Here is a 21,152-nt window from a genome sequence, read left to right as displayed (position 1 = left end):
AGACCTGTATTTGGTCAGATTAGACCCGTCGGTTGGCTTGCAAGGCGAGAAATTTGGGGCATTTATCTGACTAAAGAATTTGTACGATGCTCCACAATTTACTGGCTTTCCAATCACTCAGCCGTTGCTCCTTATCGGCTCATACCAAGCCTTGGTTTTTCCTTACTGGCGGGTCGTTCGTCCGCCGAAAACAACTCCACCGGCGGGCGGTGGCTCTGGTCCTGCTGCTGGGCCTGTCAGCTTCGCTGAGCCTGGCTCAAACCATCCGCTACATCACGCCTTCAGGAGCCGGTAGTCGAAACGGTACCTCCTGGACCAATGCCTTGGCGGGAGGCAGCCTCCAGACCGCTATCGATGCCAGCCAGCCGGGGGATCAGGTCTGGGTGGCCAGCGGTATTTATAAACCGACTACGGGACTAGACCGATTTGTCAATTTCTCCATGAAGGATGGCGTCGCCATCTACGGTGGATTTCGGGGCTCAGAAACCAGCTTGAGCCAGCGACCAGCCATCAACCCCATTACGGGCCAGCCTTCCAGTACTACCCTCAGTGGAGACCTGGGTACGCCAGGTGATAATGCCGATAATAGCCATCATGTCATTATTAGTGATAATTTATCGGCGTCTGCGATACTCGATGGCTTTGTTTTAACCGGTGGTAACGCGCCTACGCGAGCCTCTGACCGTGCCTATCTCGGTGGAGGGGGTGGCGGGATGCTCCTTGTCGGGGGCGCTCCTCAGATAACCAACTGTACGTTTATCAACAACGCCTGTAGAGACGATGCAGTTGGAGGAGCCCTCTTAATCCGGGGCGATTATGTTGACTTTCAGGCAGTCGCGCAACCCCGGCTAACCAATTGCCTGTTTAAAGATAATGTAGCACTCAGAGGAGGAGCGGTGGCCAATGCGAATCAAACAGTGGGTAGAAGTAAGGCTTTTTTCATTAACTGCATTTTCGATGGCAACGTAGCTAATCGGGGTGGAGCCATGTACAATGATGGCGCGGGGGGGGTAGCCGATCCTCAATTGGTCAATTGCTCGTTGCTCAATAACTCGGCGATCGACTTTGCCGGATATGACTATGCCCTTGTCTTGCCATCTGGCGGAGCAATTTACAATGATGGCGGTTTTAGTGTTTCCCGTCCTGTGTTAACCAATTGCTCGCTGCTAAATAATTCAGCCGGTAATGGTGGAGCTATCTATACGGCTGAATATACAATGACCTTAGTTAACTGTGTGCTCTGGGGCAACGGTGGATCAAATACCATTGGCTATTTTTTTACTGCCCCTAACGTAGTAGCGACAAACTGTTTGTTTGAAAGTTCCGAAACCGACTACGTTGGCACGAACTGCCTAACCACCAACACATCTCCCTTTGCCGGTACCACCACAACCATGCTGGCGGCCACCTCGCCAGCGATCAACACGGGGTTAAACTCTGCCACGGGGCTGGCCGGTGTCACGACCGATCTGGCGGGCAGCCCCCGCGTCAATAACTGTATAGTTGACATGGGCGCCTACGAGTTTCAGAGCACCAGCACCGCGAGCATTACCCGGCAACCCGCCAGCAGTTCCCTGGTGTGTACGGGCACGTCCGTTGTGGTTTCGGTGGCTACGGCCGGACAGGTGAGTGCTTATCAATGGTACAGGAATGGAACGGTGATCAGTAATCAGACCTTGGCCACGCTCACGCTGCCCAACACGACTACGGCGAACACAGGTCGTTACAACGTAGTAATCACGGCTGGTTGCAGCAGTCTGACCTCCACGGCCTTCAACCTGACGGTCTTATCGTCTCAAACTCCAGACTATCAGCCTTTGGTTGATCTCTATAACGCGACCAATGGCCCCGGCTGGACCAACAAAAGCAACTGGCTCAATAGTTGCATTCCCTGTGGGTGGGCGGGTGTCACCTGTGATGGTAATAACCGGGTCACTCGGCTAAACTTGTTCAACAACAACCTGAACGGTTCGCTCCCGGCCAGCCTCTCGGCGCTGACCAGCCTTCAAACCCTCGATCTCCAGAGCAACAATCTGAGCGGTACGCTCCCCAGTAGCTTCTCGGCCCTGATCAATTTACAGACGCTCAATGTGTCTATCAATAGCCTGAGCGGGTCGATCCCTACTAGTTTCTCGGCGCTGACCAACCTACGGGAGCTGTTGCTGTTCAATACCGAACTGAGCGGTCCCATTCCTGACGGTCTTTCGGCGCTGACGGCGCTGCAAACCCTCGATCTTCACAATGGCCAGTTGAGCGGACCCATTCCCGGAAATCTCTCGGCTCTGACCAATCTTCAAACCCTCGATCTCTCTGGCAATCAGTTAAGTGGCTGTTTGCCTGCCAGTCTGTCGTCCTTTTGTGGAAAGGTCTCTGTAAATATCAATAATAACCCGTCCCTGCCCGGCGGGGGAGACTTTACTGCCTTTTGCCAAAATGGCACTGGCAGCCAGCTGGTCGTCAACCAGTACCCCAGCTCGGCCAGCGCCTGCGTGGGCAGCCCCTTCAGTTTCTCGGTAGTGGCCCGGGGCGCTACCAGTTACGAATGGTATAAAGAGAACCAGCGGCTGGCCGAGACGGGTTCTGTCCTGAGTTTTTCGGCGGTGAGTACCGCCGATGCGGGTACCTACCGGGTGGTCGTCAACGGTGCCTGTGGGGATTTCCGGCCCGGTGCCTTCACCCTAACAGTCCGCTCAGACGGTCCCTGTGCGCGTCCCGATCTGGTGCCCATTCTCTACACCCGCCCCACTACGGTGTATGGCACTACACCCATCACCGTGACGGTCGACGTAATCGAGATCAACAATCTGGCCAGCTCGGGACTTATCACCGTCCGGGTCGCCAAAGACGCCAAAGTCAGCTTGAGCTTCGATCCGGGGGCCACCGCCATCAACGGCCGCGATGTGCAGAACAGTCGGTGGGGGTTCGATGCCGACTCCAGTCCCGGCTACTACACGCTGACCACCAGCAGCGTGGTGGGAGCGGGGAACAGGTTAAGCTTTGGCCTGAGCGGTACGCTGAGTCCGGGGGCCACCACGGGAGTGCTAACGCTGAGTGCGGTGGTCATGGGGGCCAGTGGTGGGGAAGTGCGGGTCAACAACAACGTCGATGCCGACAAGATCGACTACTTTAACAAGTAACCTAACCGCTCATCCATGCGGGGGTGCCCTTCATGGGCACCCCTCTACCCACACCGAATCCTAAGCTCATTGCTACTGGATCGTCTGTTTCGCCACCGCCTTCTCGTTTCCTACGGAGCGCTCATCCAGTAACTCGAAAGACGCTGGAAGGAGCGGCAGCGGGCGAGTTCGCCTTGTGGGTCTACCAGGCTCGAGTGTTAAAAGCAAGCAAAAAAGGACGCTGATTGGCTGATTTGGTCAGTTTAGACCTGTATTTGGTCAGATTAGACCCGTCAGATCGATAAGCAACCGTCACCTTTGCGTATGGTCTTGATGGCCATCAATCGTAACATCGATGACGCAAACTCTACCTCTTGAACAAGCCGTTTCATCTTGTTCTTACCAGCCAGATTCTACTCCCTTGTGGGCTGGCGTCCTAGCCGTACTATCCCTGCGGAGACCAGCCGACCGGCTACATATTTTGCCTGGCTGGATACTACTGATGAGCGTGCTACTGAATACATCTGGTGCGCAGGCGCAGGTAACCCTGAAAGAACTCAATGCCCCATCTGTTGGGATCGGTCTCGACTCGGGTAAAGCCTTTCTCAACGTCGTATCCAAGCGCACGGTTCTCTTTGGGGTTGACTCGCTGGGAGGTGTTGGCCGACCCACGGTCACCCGCTTCGATAAAATGGGAGCCCTGCAAAACGGGGGTTTTGACCCCGCCTACGGGGCAAACACGGCTGGTAACTATCGGTACCAGAATCAACCCATCGAGCCTAAAATGATCTGGTATGGTAACAAAGGCGCGTTTCGGGCCGGGGGCGTCTATACGGGACAAAGCAGGCCAAATATTGGTAACAGACCGCCTATCCCTTACCCTTCTAATAAAGGACTATCGCAAAATAGCCCCTACGTTGTTGACCTTTCCCTGGATACCCAGCGGGACTATTACGATACGCTCTCTTTTCAACGTTTCTGGGACAACCGGGAATTTAAAGCTGTAGCCAATGGCGGTACCCGGGATGTGATCGGTGATTTCTCCTTTGCTTCGGGGGCCAACACCCGGGCCAGTGGTCAGTTCTCCACGGCCATGGGCTACCAGACCCAGGCTCTGGGCCACTTTTCTACCGCGCTGGGCTATAAAAATTGGGCGGTGGGGGACCAATCGATCGTTTTGGGTAGCCAAAGTGCTGCTGGTTACAAAAAGGCCAGCGCTACGGGAACTCCGGATAATTCTTCGAACGAAAACGGGGTCAGTGCGGGGGAGTCGGATAGTGAACTCGCTTTCGCCATTTGTGTGGGCAACAACAGTTACGCTTTGGGACTGAGAAGTTTGGTATTGGGCAATAACTCCTTTGCGAAAGGTCCCTATAACGTAGCCATTGGAGCCGGCAGTGCTACCGGTGATATTGAGTATCTAAGAACTAGTTTTAATCCTGGTACATTTGATCCGAGAGTGGATGTCTATCGCCCGACTGGTGACGGAGGTTTTTTTGATACACCTCGGTTCGCTTATGCCTTTGGGTACGTAGCACGGGCCAGCGGTGATTACTCCATGGCGCTGGGTAATAAAGCCCAGGCTAACGGAGCGAGCTCACTGGCGATAGGCCAGTCTGCCCAGACCAATAATACAAACGCAGTAGCGATCGGTAACTCCGCCAATGCGGCCGGCAACTCCGCCTTTAGTATCGGCAACTCGACACAGGCCAGTGGTCCCAGCTCGACCGCTCTGGGCAACCAGACTCAGGCCAGTGGCCAATTCTCCACCGCCTTGGGCTACCAGACCCAGGCCGGTGGTCTCAATACGATGGCCACTGGTTATCTCTCCATTGCCAGCGGAGAAACCTCGACGGCCATCGGTAATCAGGCCCAGGCCATCGGTGTCTCCACCATCAGCCTGGGTACTTCCACCACCGCCACGGGTAATTTCGCCACCGCTCTGGGTCGGCAAACGCTGGCAAGTGGAGACAATGCCATGGCTCTGGGTTACTTAACCCAGGCCAGTGCCGATGGGACGGCGATGGGTACCCAGACCAGTGCCCTAGCCCGCTATTCGACCGCTGCGGGCTACCTTTCCCGCACGAACGGTCGGTATTCAGTTGCTATGGGCTTCGATGCTCAGACGAGCCTCACAGCAGGAGCCGCCATCAGCATGGGCCAGTCTACCTCAGCCGTCGGAACCAACTCGGTGTCCATGGGCAATATGACCCTGGCCAGTGGGCCCTTTTCCACTGCAATGGGCGCTGGCGCTCAGACGGGGCCTGCCGCTCAGGCCGCCATCAGTATGGGCCAGTCTACCTCAGCTATCGGGGCCAATTCAGTGGCTCTGGGTAACGCGACCTTGGCCAGTGGCCCCAATTCGACTGCCCTGGGCAACGCGACCCAGGCCAGCGGCCTCTTTTCCACGGCTATGGGCTTTACTACGCAGGCTACAGGTCCCTATGCCACGGCCATGGGCTTTCAGGCGCTGGCCAGCGGAGCGGCTTCTTCCGCCCAGGGATTCCAGGCGCAGGCTACGGGCGAGAATGCCATCGCCATTGGCTACCAGGTGCTGGCCAGCGGCAAAAACTCGACCGCTATGGGCAGCTCGGTATCGACCAATGACAAAACAGGTTCGTTTATCATTGGTGATAGCCGAACAAATGCCCGGTATCTGAATACAGCCGACAATCAAATGTTCATGGTCTTTGCCGGAGGTTATGTACTCAGAACAAATCCCGTTGCCATTAACGCTGGACAGCCTGATCTGGGCGTTGCGGTACCTCCTGGTGGAAATGCCTGGACGACAATTTCGGATTCGACGCGCAAGGAGAACTTCCGGCTCGCCGACGGAGCGGCTTTCCTAAGAAAGATAAGCCAGATGCGGCTTGGGAGCTGGAACTACAAAGGCCAGGATGTGCACACCTTCCGCCACTACGGTCCTATGGCCCAGGATTTCTTTGCCGCCTTTGGTCACGATGCGCTCGGTACGATCGGAGAGGACAAAGCCATCAACCAGGCCGACTTCGACGGGGTCAATCTGATCGCCATCAAAGCGCTGATCCAGGAAGTCGAGCAGCTTAAAGCCGCCAACCAGCAACTCAAAGCCGATAACGGACAGCTACGTACCCAACTGGAAAGCACCCGCCAGCAGGGTCAGCAAGTAGAAGACCGGCTGAGCCGACTCGAAGCCCTGCTAACTCCGCAGTCCGCGCCTTCGTCGGCCAATCTCACCCAAAAGCCCTAACCGATCCGGAGCGCGTCGACCTACCCGCCGGATGACCAGCCCGCCATCCGGCGGCTACCATTTTCTGCCATGAATAACCGACTTCTCTTCATACTCGTACTGCTGTTGCTGGACCTTTCGGCGCGGGCGCAGTTTAGTAATAACGGTAGGATCACGAACCGCGCCAACCGCATCAGCGAACGGCAACTGTCGTTCCTTGTGAAAGCGAAGGGGACGTATACCGGTTCAAAACAGGGCGTCTTTACCCACCAGGGCCCTTCCGCCCGGACGCTGGTCAACCTGGGCTCCTTTATCGCCGATACCAACCACACCGATCGTTTCCAGGGCCCCGGTGGCCAGCCGGGACCACAGGAAATAGCCGGTACGGTACGTCCCTATTTTTTCAATCTGATCCTACAGAACGGAACTGATCAGCCCCTGGCCATCACCAACACCGATGGCGCGAACGTGCGGGGACTAGCCACGTTCGCCAATGGAATCACCACGACGGTACGCTCACTGACCACGGCTGGGGCGTTACGCTTTGACAATCAGGCTCGTTACGTGGGTGGGCTGACCGACGCCCAGCATGTCGATGGCTACGTCAGTAAAGTGGGCAGAACCAGTTTTACGTTTCCCGTCGGTAGCGCTACTGACAGCCGACCTCTAACCATCAGCCGACCACCGACCGCCACGGACCACTACGGCGTTACCTGGCTCGAAGGCGATCCTACGACCACCCCCGACCCTTCGGATGCCTCCGCCCTGCACCCCATCGGCCAGTTCGATACCCAAACCCTGACGGCCGTCAGCCCAGTGGGGCAGTGGGACTGGATTCCCCTGAGCGGCACGGGCGCGGGACTGACCATCAGCGTCGTAATCCCCAATCTGACGAGTTTTGCCTCGTCGGCCAGCCTGCGGCTGGTGGGCTGGAATGGAACGAAGTGGATTAACTTAAGTACGGGCGAAAAGCCTTATTCAGCCGGGAGCAGCTACGCTAGTTTCAATACCGACAACAGTACGTTGGCTGGTACAATGATAGCGGGTATCACTGCCATCGGCATTGGCCGTTTCCCATCCGAATTTCAACTGAGCGGAACAGTTTTTGATGACGGCAATGGATTAACCGACGAACTGGTCAACCAGATTGGGCTGGGCCCTAATCCGCTGAACGGAACCGATATTGATCCCCTTCGTTCGGGGAGTCAGCCTCTGTATGCCTCCCTGGTCGGCACCGGAAACATTGGCCCCTACGTCGTATTTACCGAACCGGTCAGTACGTCGGGGACGTATTCGTTCAGCGCCGTCACGGCCGATACCTATTCGATCGTTCTGAACACCAATCCACAGGGGAGTCTGATTCCGTCGCTGCCCACCAGTTGGACGGCCACGGGCGAACACCTGGGCACGGGGCCGGGCAGCGATGGGCTGGCCGACGGCATTCTGACGGGCATCACCGTTACGACCGCTGCGGTGGGCAATGCCAATTTTGGTATCGACCGACGGCCGGAAGGGACATCCGTGGTGCTGGCCGCCCAGCCGAATCCGGGCGGAGGAAATCGAACGCCGATTCCGGCCAGTGCCTTTACGGCCACCGATTTGGAAGACGGAACCTATGCCAGTAACCTGGCTGGCCGGTCGGTCAGTCTACGGCCAGCTTCGGGGGGGACGCTCTATTATCAGGGTAGTCCAGTCAGTACAACCCTGACCATTCCTATCTTCGACCCCACGCAGGTATCCCTCGACCCTAGTTCGAATGACGCCACAACGGCTGGTTTCGGCTACACGTTCTACGACAATGCTCAGGTCAGCTCCGGCTCTGATCCGACGCTGAATCCGATCTACATCAGCCAGCCCTATACTGGCGCGGGCATTAGTATTGCCGGCAACCTCTTCGACGATGGCAACGGGCTGACGGACAACACGGTTAACCAGACGGGGCAGGGGCCTAATCCGCTCAATGGTACGGCGGTGCCTTCGGCCACGGGTAGTCCTACACCGCTGTTTGTGAGCCTGACTATTGAGGGTAATGTGCTGGCCACCGTTCCGGTCAGCAGCGCCGGGAGTTACAGTTTCAGCTCGGTGCAAGGCAATCTGGCCTATACGCTGGTGCTGACGACGAATCCAGCGGGCAGCTTTCAGTCGTCACTGCCCAGCAGTTGGGTCTATACGGGGGAGTTTCTGGGCGCCGGTGCCGGTAACGATTTTACGCCCGATGGGCAGCTTTCGGTATCGGTCGGGTCGGCCAGCCGGACCAATGCCAATTTTGGTATCGACCAACGGCCCCTTACCCAACCGGTAACACTGGCTTCACAGCCCAATCCGGAGGGCACCGCGCAGGCTCCCGTTTCGGCCACGGCATTTTCGGCCACGGATCGCGAAGATGGCAACTACGCGGGCAACCTGACGGGCCGGACTGTTTCGCTGAGTGCAGCGGTCGGTGGTACGCTGTATTACAGCACCACGGCGGTCAGTACAAGCCTAACCGTGGCCAGTTTCGATCCAGCGCAGTTGAGCCTGAACCCAACGGCCCCGGGCAGTACGACAGCCAGTTTTATTTACACCGTCAAAGACAATGCCGGAGTTAATTCCGTAGCGGCTACCATTACTCTATCCTTTTCTCCAGCCATCAGTGTATCGGGCAACGTCTTCGATGACGGGAACGGGCTGAGCGATAGCCAAATCAATGGGACTGCGGTCAATGGACCCTCCTTACCTGTGTATGTATCGCTGGTCAGTGAAACGACCGTTGTCGAAACGGTACCCGTCAGCGTTACTGGCTTTTTTAAATTCCTGTCTGTACAGGCTAATAAAGTCTATAAACTGATTTTGTCTACCGTTGCCGGTGGCAGTCAAACCCCTTCGCTACCCACACAATGGGTTAATACCGGGGAGTCGGTACCGGATGCCAACAAACCCCTGGCCATTCCGGGCGGAGGAACAATGCTACGTCAGCAACAGTCGCTGGCTTTAGATGCGGTTGTGGATGGGATACTTTCAGTTCAGGTCAATACAACCAATGTGGACGACATTCGCTTCGGCATCGAGCAGCGCCCCCAGGCCGTGGCATCGGTACTGCTGTTACAGCCCAACCCCAGGGCGAACAACCGGGCGCCGGTCTATGCAAGTGCTTTCAGCGGTAGCGACCCCGAAGATGGTACGTATCCTAATAACCTAACCGGGCGCGTCGTCAGGCTGAGTCCGGCCACAGGGGGCACATTATATTACCAGAATGGCCCCGTTAGTATCGACCAGGTCATCGCCAGTTTCGAACCAACGCAGTTGACGCTGGACCCAACTTCCACCGGTTCTACCACCGCCCAGTTTACTTATTCGGTGAACGATCAGGCCGGGGTAGAGTCTACACCAAAGCCGGTTGTCGTGCCTTTTTATGATGAAGATGATCAGAACGACAATGATCCCGAGACGAAAACCATCAAGCTGCCCACCTTTAGCTTTATCATCGTTATCCCACCGCTATTGCTGCCTCCCATCATTCTGCCCCCCCCACCCATATTCGGCATTCTGATTCCCAGTTTCCCTACGAACGTCAGTAGCCTGACCATCGGCACCAGGGTCTATACCAAAGATACGTTCCCATCGGATGGCGTGGTCGTCAAGACCGATGAAGAGGGAAAACTGATCGAGAATGTTCTTGTTGATCCGATCCTGAAGGATCAGCCGACAGGGGTGCCTTTCCAGGCACTCGGTTCTTCGGGTGCGCCGATCAGTGCCCTGGGCGTATTGGGCATTAACCCGCCTGCTCCCGACGTATCGCCAGTGCTGTATGCTCGCCCGTCTACGAGTTATGGTTCCACCAGTGCCAGTGTGGTGGTTACTGTTGTTGAGCTAACGAGTGTACCGACCCAAGGGCTTATAACGGTACGACTTACCAAAGATTCCCGCTTGCGGCTCAGCTTCGATGCATCCCAGACGATGGTCAATGGTAGACCAGTACAGAACAGCGTCTGGCGTGTCGATGAATCTCAGGCGGGGTATTACATTCTCACCACCAGCCAACGTATTGAGGCCAACGAAGTACTCAGTATCGGGTTCACAGGGCAATTGAGCCCCGGAGCGACGACAGGTATACTGACGGTCAGTGCGACACTGGTAGGCAACAGTGGAGGGGAAGTCAATATAATCAATAACATCGATGCGGAGAAAATCGACTATTTCCAGCGATAAAGAACATAGGGTCATTTGACCTCCGCTCACCCTTTAATCAATGCCTATTTCCAATTTATCTAACGTCAAATTTCAATGAAAACGGTATTTACTTTCTTCCTGGGCATCGCCTTCTATCTGACTAGTAGCACTACCTTCGCCCAGGGTATTACCCTGGAATTAGTCGAAAACTCAGCCTCAATTCCCAACTATACCACGCCAATTCCCGTGACTAGTGCTCAATACAGCTTCACCTCAAGCTTCAGCACGAGTTCCAATGGACCTACCGCCCCAAGCAGACCCGATTTACCTCCACTAACTATTACCAAACAGTTCGATCCATCTACTGCGGCCCTCCAAAAGGCCATGTTGTTGGGGCAATCATTTCAATATGTCCGGCTGAGTTTCTTCCGGGCCGACGGAACCCTGGCTTACCGAATCGTTCTGGGTGATGTTTACTTGACTAACTATTCGGCGAGCGGGGCAGCTAGCTGCCCCAGCGGTTGCCCTGGACTGTCTGAATCCGTTTCGCTTTTGTACCGACAGTATGTTAGCTACAACCCGGCTGCACCAGCCTCATCGACCGGCCTGAGCACGGTTACCTGGGATCGGGTGACCAACACAGCAAACGTCGACGCTGCGCTCATAGCAGCGGCCACAGCTCAATAAGTGCCAGCCTCACTTAACTGCTAAACAACAAGATCATGAGCCCGCTATTCCGAATAGCCTTACCTGGGATTGTCGCGCTTTGTTGGCTGGTGTTCTCGGTTCAGGCCCAGACTGGCTCGCCTGTGTTGTTGGGACATAGCCCCGCACGGGTGACTGGCTTTACGCCGGTTGTCAGTCGAACCCAGCAAATCGTCGATAGTCTTCAGCGACTGACCCAGCCGGGGTACTATCCAGCGCTCTTCGCGGCCCAATCGCAACCGAATTCGGTGGCTAATGCCCGCCAGACTGCTGATGTATGCAATACGTATCTGTGTCAGTCACCAGCACCAATCAATACGGCACCGGTGGCCACGACTAATGCCAACCAGAGTGCCTTTACTGGCAATCCGTTTTCATATACAGTTAATGCCTTTACTGACGCCGAAACGCCTGGAAGCCTGATCTACACCGCCAGCTTTAGCCCGGTCAACGGGCTAAGCTTCGATCCAGTTACGCGCGTCATTTCGGGCACGCCCACCGCAACGACTCCCGTCAATGTTACCATTACGGCCACTGATCCGGGCGGGTTATCGGCCACAGCCGGCTTTGTTATTGACGTTAGATCCTGCTCGGATGGTCCCTGTGCGCGTCCTGACCTGACCCCCATCCTCTACACCCGCCCCACCACGGTGTATGGTACTACGACCATCACAGTGGTGGTCGATGTGGTCGAACTGATGGGGAACCCTACTTCGGGGCTCATCACCGTCCGGGTCGCCAAAGACGCCAAAGTCAGCTTGAGCTTCGATCCGGGGGCCACCGCCATCAACGGCCGCGATGTGCAGAACAGTCGGTGGGGTTTCGATGCCGACTCGAACCCCAACTACTACACGCTGACCACCAGCAGTACGGTGGCCCCCGGTGACAAGCTAAGCTTTGGCTTCAGTGGTACGCTCACATCAGGAGCCACCACGGGGGTGCTGACGCTGAGCCCGGTGATCATGGGGGGCAGTGGGGGCGAGGTGCGGGTCAACAACAACGTCGATGCCGATAAGATCGACTACTTCCAGCAGTAACGACACTCCTTTCGTTAGTAGCTGAACGAGTTGTTGACCGAACAGTTCCCCGGCTAGCTTCCACTTCGTAACTCAGCCTACCGAGTACAGCTTCTAGCTAGAACCGCCTATCCAGCCCTAAACCCGGGCCGGGGCCAATGCTGTTAATTGGCTCCACTGCAGCGATGGGCGTCAGCTGCTGGTACCCTACACCCTCAAGCGGATGCAGGCCCCAGTAATTGGGCGACGGCTAACCCTAGTTGATCAATACCCGTCTGACCACCGGAGATGATACGTTCGAGGAAGGGAGATTGCCTATTCACCCAAGAGACTCTTAAATCTATTCAACAAAAGAGTGAAAAATAAGCGCTGCTACGTTTCAGGGTACACAATAAAACTGCAAAATTCACGTTTATCAATTAACAATCTTCGCAGCCCTGATGGAAATTCCATCAGGGCTTTTTTTGCATTAGGGCATCCTTGGGATCAATACAGCTCTATCTTATCAAACCTGAATGTATGACGATCTACAAGCCAACTTGTGGGTAGAATTCTATGAGGCTAGGGGCCTTACCTGACAACCGGTATCAAAGAAATTACCTGGACGGGTTTCGCGAATCAATCCATTACCTTAACTGTCCCTATTGACTCCGTTCTGACGCTACCCCCGATTAGCGTAAGTCCTTTAGGTAAAGTCGTCTTTTACAGCGACGCTATCCGGGTCGAGCCCAAATACATTCCCAAGCCAACGCCCATTGATGCGTTGAAAGGTCAATGGTTTATTCAGCGTCAGATAATGACAGGCTTCGACCCTGGTAAAGATCCCAAGCCGCCAGTTGTTGTCAGCACCACTAAATTAACCATTAATAACCAGGGATTAGCCATCAGTAAGCCCGGTAGCCTAGCCATTGACTTAGGCTCTAAGGACGGACAATGGCTCCGATATCAACTCGCTCGCTGGATAATCGTGGTAAATGGTCCTTACAGTCCGGGCAAACCGCCTAAATCGAAAAAAGTACTTCAGTTACTAGACGATTACGTGGAGGTTTTTCCAATTCCCAATCTGGGACAGCCGGCCTACACGGTCAATATGTACCGGCCTCTGCCATGTGAGTTTGAAACGGTAAAGTTTGAAATTATTGGCAAAAAGCAGAAGGTGTTACAAACACTTAAAGCTGGAGAAACAACGCTCATCAAAGTGCCCATTGGTAAAGCCAAAACGCAGGTCGGTCCACCAGACAATCCGCTTCTTACCTACGCTGCCCGTTGGACCGTCAAGCGCATGAATCATCCCAATTTGGCTTCTGCTAAAGGGTATGTTATTCAATCGGGGAACGTAGGTAATGTGTTTATCAACGAACTCTCGTCGGTAGTGAGCGGGCTGAATCTACAGGATACGATTGGACAGGAATTCACTCTACAATTCGACATTAAACGGGCGGTTCATTCAGGTACCACCACTCGTCAGTTATGTTTGGGTAATGCTGTCACCAATACTAAGTTCACGGGTCAGGTGTTCGCGTCGATTCAAGCTGAAACCAACTTAGTATTGAATTGGTAGTAGGTGTGTCGCTCCAAAAACTAACGTAGGGCCCGGCCGGATTAATCCGGCCGGGCCCTACGTTTTCTTCCGAAAGAAGAACCAACTTCCTGAAATGGCACTGATCACCAGAATACCAATAAGCCATAGCCACAACTGGCTGGATGATGGGAGCGGGTCTGTATTCCCAATCAAGATGATACCCGCCCAATGTGAAGGCAGTTGTTCCAGCATGGAAGCTTCGTCTAAGAACTGGAGTTTGGCCTGTTGCAGAGCAAGATCCTTAGGCAAGCCTTTCGCCAATTGATCATGAAATAATTCTGCCAGCCGATAAGTGGGCAGGTTTTCAACACTCCATAAGGTCGTTAGTATACTAGATACACCTAAGGAAGCAAACCCTCGAGCCATACTAAAAACGCCTTCCCCTTTTTGGTTGATTCCCAGTCCTGTTTTGCAGGCCATTAGTATGATTAACTGCGTGGCGACGTTCTGACTGGCTTGCATTTCCGACAATCGCAAAGCAGAATCCGCGAAAAAGATGGTAGGCTCTACCGAGCCTGTGGAGTCAGGGACGGTGATCGCATCGGCATGCGTAAACAACTGCACTACGTTGGCGTAGTGTGCATTTTGCTGAAAGGCCAATCGAGTGGCTTTTGCCCCCGTGAGCAAAACAGACTGTTTATAATGGCTACTGCTTTTGATGAGTGCCGTTTCCGAGCCCGTCAAAACTGGTTGGCTTTGATGATTATACCCGGAGTCATAGCGAACCACAATGTCGTTAAACTGAACGGGAGCCATCCCCAGATAGGCGTATCTTGCTTTTTGAACCGATGGGCCTTTTAGTAAGCCCTGTACTGAATAGGTATAGCTGAAGGCATACTGTTTAACTAAATAATCGGCTTGAAACGGGGAGCGACTTAACGTCTCAAAGGGAATAAATTCCCCATCAGAGGAAACGATAACTCGTCCGGGGGGAAGTGTGAAGGGTTGAACGACCTGTTGATATAGGCCATTCGCTAAAACCAGCAGGCGGGAAAAATTTTCCTTACTGTTTAACGAATTAGTGGCCAGCAGCCTCATGAATGGCTGGACTGTTTGCGCGTAACGTCGGACGGGCAAGCTATGCAACTGAACTCCCGCAGGGGTGACGCCCACGATGTAAACGGCACTTTCCCCAACAAAAAAGCTCAATAGGGAAGCATCACGTTTTTCGAGCCACTGCTGAACTTGTGGTAAGGGTGTTACGACATTGGTATACTTGTATCGGTAATAGGCACCGTTGGTTGTTTCAAGTTCATGAATCAAACTATCCAAACGTTCCTGCTCATTGAGGAGCGCTAGCCGGGTACGTCGGTAAGCCAGCGTACCTATCGATTGAGTACCCAGTTGATTTTGGAAATTAGTCGTCCGTTGCCTGATTTGATAATCAAGGGTAGCCAATTCAGGCGCTAGATGTTGACGAGCGCCAAGTTCGTTAATTTTATCAGCTAGAATCACGGCCCGGCTTTTTTCAATAAAATGATAAGCCTGCTGCGCATTACCCACTCGGAAACTGGTTTCAATGGCTCGTTCGTAAAGGCTATGCGTTTGCTGCCGCCAATACAATTTTGATTGCTGCCCCGTTTGTTCCCACCGCATAAAATCAATCATTTGATCGGCTAGTTGGTAGGTTTGCAGCGCATACGTTAAATATTGTCGATTAGCGGTGTTTGTTGCCCAGGCCAGCCAGGTGTCGGCCTTATTTTGAATCAGCGTCAGCAAGTACGCTTTGTGAGCTGCAATTTTCACCGAACTAGCCGATGGGTTATGGGTTAGTTGGGAGGGCGTAAAATTTATGGGTAAGGTTTGCAACCCCCTTTGGTAGTACTGTAACGCCTGTTTGTAGTGTTTGGATGATCGAGAAATATCTCCCATTCCTGTATAGGCTTTGGCGCGCTGATAAGAACTGGCTGCTTGTCGAATAACCCGTTGGAAGCAGGTTCGGGCGATTAACGTATCCTTAAATGCGTTCAGATGGAGATACCCAATTTTACTGTAAACGGCTATGCCTTGGGCGTCTTTATGAAATGAAAAGTTACTAATGGCCTTCTGAAAGCTGGCCATTGCCGCTTGAGGCTGATTGAGTTGACCCTGCAAATCACCTAGCTGCACGTAATAGTCGCCTAAATCCATATCCTGTGCATTGATGAGTGAAATCTGCCGAATGGCTAAAGCCAGCAGTTGAGCAGCCTTTGTCACTTGGTTCATCGTTCCCAAAGCCATGGCTTCAAGCCCACTACACTGGGCTTGCGACCGCAGATCGTTGCGTTGTCCATAATAGTGCGATCCCAGTCTGGCCTTTTGAATACAGCGTTCGTAATCGCCCAGTTTATAATAATCGAGTGCCTGATTCAGAAAAGCGTAGGCCCACTTACCGGTTTTTCTGGACTGCTTGCCCAAACGTATCGCTTTGTCAAATAAAAGTACAGCCTGGGGAAGCTGTTCGTTAGCTTCCAACATCATCGCCTGGAAATAATAGCTGTTGGCGAGTTCGTAGCTTCTGTCGACGGAACCAGGCGTGGAGCCTACGGTGATCGCTTCCCGCAGATAAGGTTCCGCCAGTCGTAGATATGGACTGTCAGGTTGCATATCGGCTAAGAGGAAACAAGTAGAAACAAGCTGATTCAACAGTCTGGTATATGTGGAATCATCAGTGTAGCGGCAACGTTGGCAGACCGCCCGGAGTTGGAGCAGGGAGTCCAGCCTCGGGCGACCTGGGCTTATGTGGGTAATTGTTTCAAGACGATTCAGGACCAGTGGCCGACTGGGACACTGGGCTAACCCTATCTGCCATTGCATTAGAAAAACACTCAGCCAGACTTTCATTTTTTCTTCACCATCGGCGTCGGTTGTAAAACCGCTTGGTTACGATTTACCAATTGCCGATTAAATGTTTTGAGCAAGCCATCTGCCTGGGTTGGAAAAACGGAATTATAACGTACCACTTTCAGGTGACCAGGGGCGGTCAGGCGAGAGGCTTCGTTAAGTAACTCAGCTATAGTCACTTTATCATTTCCCTTTGACACAATAAAAATGGCTTGGTTCTGCTGGTCAGCAATCCCTGTTGGGCAACACTTGACCATTGTTACCACATCACTTTTACGGCTTTGGGACAAGCGAAAGATTGGATCAGGACGTGTCTTGATCGCACGCATGGATGATTCGCCACCTGCGCAATGAACACAATAGCTCGTGTCGGCCATACTACTCCGCTTTATTTCCAGCCAGTTAAAATAGGCTGCCCCTAATGATTTAATATTGGTTGGGGGATTATCCAAACGCCCTACGTTAGGGTCCTGAATCAGTAAGAGGGAGGGGTTCGATTGGCTACGCCGAACGTTCAGTTCGCCAGATGGTTTGATTAGCTTTTGAGCCTGGGCAACGTAATCCTCCCGGCGACTAGGATTGATTACTAGGATGACCCGTTCGTTCGGGACGTAAAGTTGTTGGCTAAGTGAGGGCGCGTAGCTCAGTAAAACCAGAAAGAAGGATTGATGGAATAGACTCTTCATAAGGACGTTAGCTTGACAGGGTGAACAAAAACGACTTACTTAGTCAGGACAAGATCTGTCAATCTGGGCACTATTGCAACATCTATTGATTATACGTATGCCGCTGAAAGGTATGTTTCTGTAAAGAGCAAAAAAATCATAAAAACTAGCCTCAGATTGTTTGAGATAATCTATCATTTTTTTGATTATAGAAGCCTGCATTGGCTTAGTCTAGCTAAAAGTTGTTCCGTCTATAAGGCATTATTTACACATTGAAAATTACGTAAAAACGCAGTTTACCTACAAAGACGCTCGCGACCACACAGGTTATTATCTACTCTACGAATGGCCCAATAAGCCACTCTATTGGAGAAAGGCGTACAAAAGCTCACTTAGTAGCCATATACGTCAGCAGGACAGCGAAATCAGTGTCCGTTATAACGTAGGTTACCAGCTCTAGATCGAAGGATGCCTACGGCATGGGACCAAATTTTATATCGGAGTACTCGACAATGAAGCGTTGATGGCACTAACAGAGTGGAAAATTATTTGATCGCTACGTATCCTAATGAACTGAATAAGGAGCCAATTAATTTAAGCACTGCGCCCACGGGCGACGTACCGTACATTGTTACGTATGATAGTGATTTATGGATGTGGAAACTATCAAATTCGCTCAGCCGACTTCGCCGAAATCTTGAAACCAGCGGCCTTTAGTACCCTGACTAGTTTTTGTTTCCAGCTTCCTATTTATTATACGTCTGACAGATAACGCCGTGAAAGTCACTAGCCGGTTCAATGGCTTCTTCCGACTGTAAAACAAAGCGATTTTTTCGGCCCACTTTCGCCAGAAAATAGCCCAATTCCAGAACGATATTCTGACGGGTATGGAACCGGTAGACTGGCGCATCTTTACTACGTCCCGTCGGTCGGAGCCGGTCTTCGTCGTCAGCGAACATAGAATTACGGCGTATTCGCACCGCGCGGCTTGTTTCTCAAACTTCTCAATGAGAAGTCTGCCCCTGATCCTCTTCACATACCAACACGACCGTCGGAATATTCAAACCACGCAGCGCATTCTCAACTGCATCACGCATTACTGTGTCGCGACTGTGCACGATGAGCACGTTTCTATTCTCCTTGTCAATCGTTTTCAGCAAGGCAAACGCCTGGGTACATAGGGCGGTCATGTCTTTATCGGACACCCACGACTAACGGCTTTTGCCTGGCAATGTATTACGCAACTCCGCTAACGCCTTCCTATACCTCGAACCGTTGGTTAGACCGGGATGCTTGGTCAGCCAAGCCGATAAGCTGGCCACTAGGATGCTCAGTTGACCAATCAACGGATCGGACCCGATCGTGTTGGCCCTATTTGTACTATAGTGTGTTGACCCTACTCGCGGGTGACGAATCAAATTGCTCTATCTTTTTAAGTAAACTGTGCAGTTTCTTTTATCCAGATACATTCTTTATCTGCCAATCAGGTTTATCTACAAATTAATCACTACAGCTTCGCTACGTTACCAGCGACCCGTCCCATTCGACGTGTACAACGGCAGCGATGGCCCTCGCCAATACGATGAAGCGTTGGTGCGGCAACGAAGCCATGAAGGGAAGGGTCAACGTAGCCACTCCCGTTCTGTGTTCTTTATTTATTGGGAAGGTCTTCTCTTCGTGCCCGCCGGAAATTATGTTTGCCACCGATTCAATGCTATGTTTGACCAACGCTGTCAACCGTTTAGCCAGATCCAACCGTTTTATCTACTTACGGATATGAATGTACCAATGAAGTCCCTTCTGGTCGGGTTGTGTTGCCTGCTCACAGCAGGTTGTACCACGACCAGGTTTAGCGCCGTAGATGCGGCCGCTCAAGCGCTGGTCTGGGAAGAAAACCCGGTTCGGTCTCTCCATGACGTTGCGTTTGGCGTACCGGCTATCCAACAAACCAAGGTTACTTATCGACGAAACGGCAAAACCGAGTTTCGTATCCACTTTGGAAAACCCCAGCTGATTACCGTAGCCGATAAGCCTCAGCCCTGGGGCTACTATCAGTTTCCCACGCTGACCAGGCTGGTTAACGGCGATCTACACGCCCAATGGGCGATGCATCCGGATGACATTCGGGCGTATGGGTTGGCGGCCAACGGGTCCAGCGTGTCGTCCGATGGTGGCAGAACCTGGCAACCCATCACACCTGATTCATCCCAACTAGCCGGTTACCCGCTGCCCAACGGTGACCTCCTCCGGGTTGTCGATCCCAGGCCGGTTCAGGTCACCGAATTGGCTATGCCAGCGTCCCTGGGCAAAACGGCCTTTAAGTACCGTAAAACCAATTTTACCTTTTACCGCCTGAAAGACATGCCCAATCCAGTAAAAGGGATTTATCTAACCCGAAAACGGGCCGGTCAAACTCAATGGAAAGCAGAACAGGCTCAGCTTGATGATGCCCGCGCAGTACGCTATAGCTCGAAAGAATTGGTGCCCGTAGTCTGGTGGGGCGATCTGCACACGCTGGCTGATAGCTCGCTGCTGGCGGGCGTCTACCCGAGCTACTATTTGCAGGATAATGGTCAGGTAGATAAGCAAATGGGCGTGGTTTTTCACCGATCCAGGGATGGGGGACACTCCTGGCAGTTTCAGGGCCGCATCCCCTTTCAAGCGGATGCTTCTATTGATTCGATGGCCACCGAACGAATCGGCTTTAGCGAACCTACCTACGAAGTATTAGCCGACGGCAGTCTGCTTTGCGTTATTCGTTCCGCGGATGGGGATGGGGTCACCAATGGAGTCGGTAATGGCCCTCTATACGCCAGTCGGTCCTACGATCAGGGCCGGAACTGGACCAAACCAGTGGCCATCGCGCCGGCAGGCGCCCTTCCTCGCTTGTTACGACTAGCCAATGGGATTACGGTCCTATCTTCAGGCCGGCCGGGCGTTCAGTTGCGATTTATGAAGTCGGGCGTGACGCAGACGTGGACGGATGGTTTTGAGATGCTACCCTACGAAAGTAAGCAACTGGAGCTGCAGTATCTGGTATCGTGCGGTTATACGGGTTTGCTGGCTACTGGGCCTAACCGGTTTTTGGTGATTTACTCGGACTTCCGTTACAAGAACGAACTTAATCAAGAACGTAAAGCGATAAAAATACGGGAAGTAACCGTTAATCCCCGTCAATAAGGTCTCTGGATTCAATTAGACATCGTCGTTCAGCGAAGGCAGCGGTTGGTTTTTGAACTTGTCAACGAATATTGTTGCACCCCGTTTTTAACTCCTGCTGGGCTCGTAAAGGTAAGCGTGCGCTCCTGAATCTCGAGTGGCGTGTATGGTCTCCTGAATCGAGTCGACCAGCGCTAACCAATGCCCCCTACTGGACACTTGACCAGAATGGCTTAGTCAAGGTGAGAAAACCGACTAACCCGTTCGTTATACAAATCGAGTGCTGAATCATCCACCTCGCCGGCCTGGCTAAGATCGAGCCGCAGGAAATCCAGCCGGTCGGCTCCATGGATCATTCCTTCAAACTTAAGTTCCTGCTCCAGCCAGACAGCTGTTTTGTTGAGCGAGCTGGCCTGGGCGATTAGCGTCTGGACAATGACGGTTGTCCGATCCGGGTCCTGGGTTGTCAGCAACAGGATGCTGATGTTCCTAATATAATCCAAATAAGTCAATCCGTCAGCGGGTAAGGCAGCACGAATCAATTGGTTGACCAGTGTCTGAATTAACTCTTTGTAGGGAGAGATTAGTAGGTCGTCGGGGCGTATGCGTGGGTTCACGGATTGAAGATACCTGTTTCGCACTTAGTTTACCATCCCTCCACCGAGTCGGGCAGAACATGCCTTTCGGAGCGGACTTCCTAAAGAGCCCTCGTCAGGGTGAGAGCCGAGC

At 53.0% G+C, this 21,152-nt stretch carries 13 protein-coding genes; 8 read left to right on the top strand and 5 right to left on the bottom strand.

The features are described 5' to 3' along the window. The first annotated feature begins 86 nt into the window (after positions 1–86). The 6 genes from IC230_RS13475 (at position 87) to IC230_RS13450 (ending at position 13,755) form a co-directional block, all read left to right on the top strand. The gene (locus tag IC230_RS13475) at positions 87–3,137 is read left to right on the top strand and encodes an immunoglobulin domain-containing protein (protein WP_191039551.1); all 3,051 of its coding nucleotides are present in this window, start codon (positions 87–89) and stop codon (positions 3,135–3,137) included. A gap of 334 nt (positions 3,138–3,471) precedes the next feature. Beyond that, entirely contained in the window at positions 3,472–6,345 is a 2,874-nt protein-coding gene (locus IC230_RS13470; protein ID WP_191039550.1) for a tail fiber domain-containing protein, read from the top strand. Between the two features lie 69 nt (positions 6,346–6,414). Then, on the top strand, positions 6,415–10,512 hold the full coding sequence (locus tag IC230_RS13465; RefSeq protein ID WP_191039549.1) for a hypothetical protein: 4,098 nt from the start codon (positions 6,415–6,417) through the stop codon (positions 10,510–10,512). A 75-nt stretch (positions 10,513–10,587) separates the two neighbouring features. Further along, on the top strand, positions 10,588–11,160 hold the full coding sequence (locus IC230_RS13460) for a type VI secretion system tube protein Hcp (RefSeq protein WP_191039548.1): 573 nt from the start codon (positions 10,588–10,590) through the stop codon (positions 11,158–11,160). 35 nt (positions 11,161–11,195) lie between these two features. Continuing rightward, positions 11,196–12,215, top strand: a complete 1,020-nt coding sequence (locus IC230_RS13455; protein WP_191039547.1) for a putative Ig domain-containing protein — start codon at positions 11,196–11,198, stop codon at positions 12,213–12,215. 775 nt (positions 12,216–12,990) lie between these two features. After that, a complete protein-coding gene (locus tag IC230_RS13450; protein WP_191039546.1) occupies positions 12,991–13,755 on the top strand; it encodes a hypothetical protein in 765 nt (254 codons plus the stop codon). Positions 13,756–13,812: 57 nt separating this feature from the next. Here the strand turns inward: IC230_RS13450 and IC230_RS13445 are convergent, their stop codons facing one another. Both IC230_RS13445 and IC230_RS13440 read right to left on the bottom strand, forming a co-directional pair. Next, positions 13,813–16,362, bottom strand: a complete 2,550-nt coding sequence (locus IC230_RS13445; RefSeq protein ID WP_191039545.1) for a CHAT domain-containing protein — start codon at positions 16,360–16,362, stop codon at positions 13,813–13,815. A gap of 233 nt (positions 16,363–16,595) precedes the next feature. After that, the gene (locus tag IC230_RS13440) at positions 16,596–17,285 is read right to left on the bottom strand and encodes a hypothetical protein (protein WP_191039544.1); all 690 of its coding nucleotides are present in this window, start codon (positions 17,283–17,285) and stop codon (positions 16,596–16,598) included. A 516-nt stretch (positions 17,286–17,801) separates the two neighbouring features. On the opposite strand from IC230_RS13440, the gene IC230_RS13435 reads away from it, so the two are divergent. Then, a complete protein-coding gene (locus IC230_RS13435) occupies positions 17,802–17,981 on the top strand; it encodes a hypothetical protein (protein ID WP_191039543.1) in 180 nt (59 codons plus the stop codon). A 29-nt stretch (positions 17,982–18,010) separates the two neighbouring features. Here IC230_RS13435 and IC230_RS13430 read toward each other — a convergent pair whose 3' ends face one another. Both IC230_RS13430 and IC230_RS13425 read right to left on the bottom strand, forming a co-directional pair. Next, positions 18,011–18,223 carry a TIR domain-containing protein gene (locus IC230_RS13430; RefSeq protein ID WP_191039542.1) on the bottom strand — a complete coding sequence of 71 codons (213 nt, stop codon included), beginning with the start codon at positions 18,221–18,223 and terminating at the stop codon, positions 18,011–18,013. 45 nt (positions 18,224–18,268) lie between these two features. Further along, the gene (locus IC230_RS13425; protein WP_191039541.1) at positions 18,269–18,454 is read right to left on the bottom strand and encodes a hypothetical protein; all 186 of its coding nucleotides are present in this window, start codon (positions 18,452–18,454) and stop codon (positions 18,269–18,271) included. Positions 18,455–18,707: 253 nt separating this feature from the next. Between IC230_RS13425 and IC230_RS13420 the strand changes: the two genes are divergently transcribed. Continuing rightward, the gene (locus IC230_RS13420; RefSeq protein ID WP_191039540.1) at positions 18,708–20,444 is read left to right on the top strand and encodes a sialidase family protein; all 1,737 of its coding nucleotides are present in this window, start codon (positions 18,708–18,710) and stop codon (positions 20,442–20,444) included. 212 nt (positions 20,445–20,656) lie between these two features. On the opposite strand, the gene IC230_RS13415 is transcribed toward IC230_RS13420, so the two are convergent. Next, positions 20,657–21,040 (bottom strand): hypothetical protein, encoded by a 384-nt coding sequence (locus IC230_RS13415; RefSeq protein WP_191039539.1) that lies wholly within the window; start codon positions 21,038–21,040, stop codon positions 20,657–20,659. Positions 21,041–21,152: the final 112 nt, after the last annotated feature.

This window comes from Spirosoma validum (assembly GCF_014699035.1).
GTDB classification, from domain to species: domain Bacteria; phylum Bacteroidota; class Bacteroidia; order Cytophagales; family Spirosomataceae; genus Spirosoma; species Spirosoma validum.
This window is presented reverse-complemented; position numbering and strand designations above follow the sequence as displayed.

Coding starts and splice junctions, on each gene's coding strand:
- IC230_RS13470 (WP_191039550.1), top strand. CDS start 3,472: ATGACGCAAACTCTACCTCTTGAACAAGCCGTTTCATCTTGTTCTTAC.
- IC230_RS13460 (WP_191039548.1), top strand. CDS start 10,588: ATGAAAACGGTATTTACTTTCTTCCTGGGCATCGCCTTCTATCTGACT.
- IC230_RS13425 (WP_191039541.1), bottom strand. CDS start 18,454: ATGACCGCCCTATGTACCCAGGCGTTTGCCTTGCTGAAAACGATTGAC.
- IC230_RS13430 (WP_191039542.1), bottom strand. CDS start 18,223: ATGTTCGCTGACGACGAAGACCGGCTCCGACCGACGGGACGTAGTAAA.
- IC230_RS13450 (WP_191039546.1), top strand. CDS start 12,991: ATGACAGGCTTCGACCCTGGTAAAGATCCCAAGCCGCCAGTTGTTGTC.
- IC230_RS13465 (WP_191039549.1), top strand. CDS start 6,415: ATGAATAACCGACTTCTCTTCATACTCGTACTGCTGTTGCTGGACCTT.
- IC230_RS13475 (WP_191039551.1), top strand. CDS start 87: ATGCTCCACAATTTACTGGCTTTCCAATCACTCAGCCGTTGCTCCTTA.
- IC230_RS13445 (WP_191039545.1), bottom strand. CDS start 16,362: ATGCAACCTGACAGTCCATATCTACGACTGGCGGAACCTTATCTGCGG.
- IC230_RS13440 (WP_191039544.1), bottom strand. CDS start 17,285: ATGAAGAGTCTATTCCATCAATCCTTCTTTCTGGTTTTACTGAGCTAC.
- IC230_RS13455 (WP_191039547.1), top strand. CDS start 11,196: ATGAGCCCGCTATTCCGAATAGCCTTACCTGGGATTGTCGCGCTTTGT.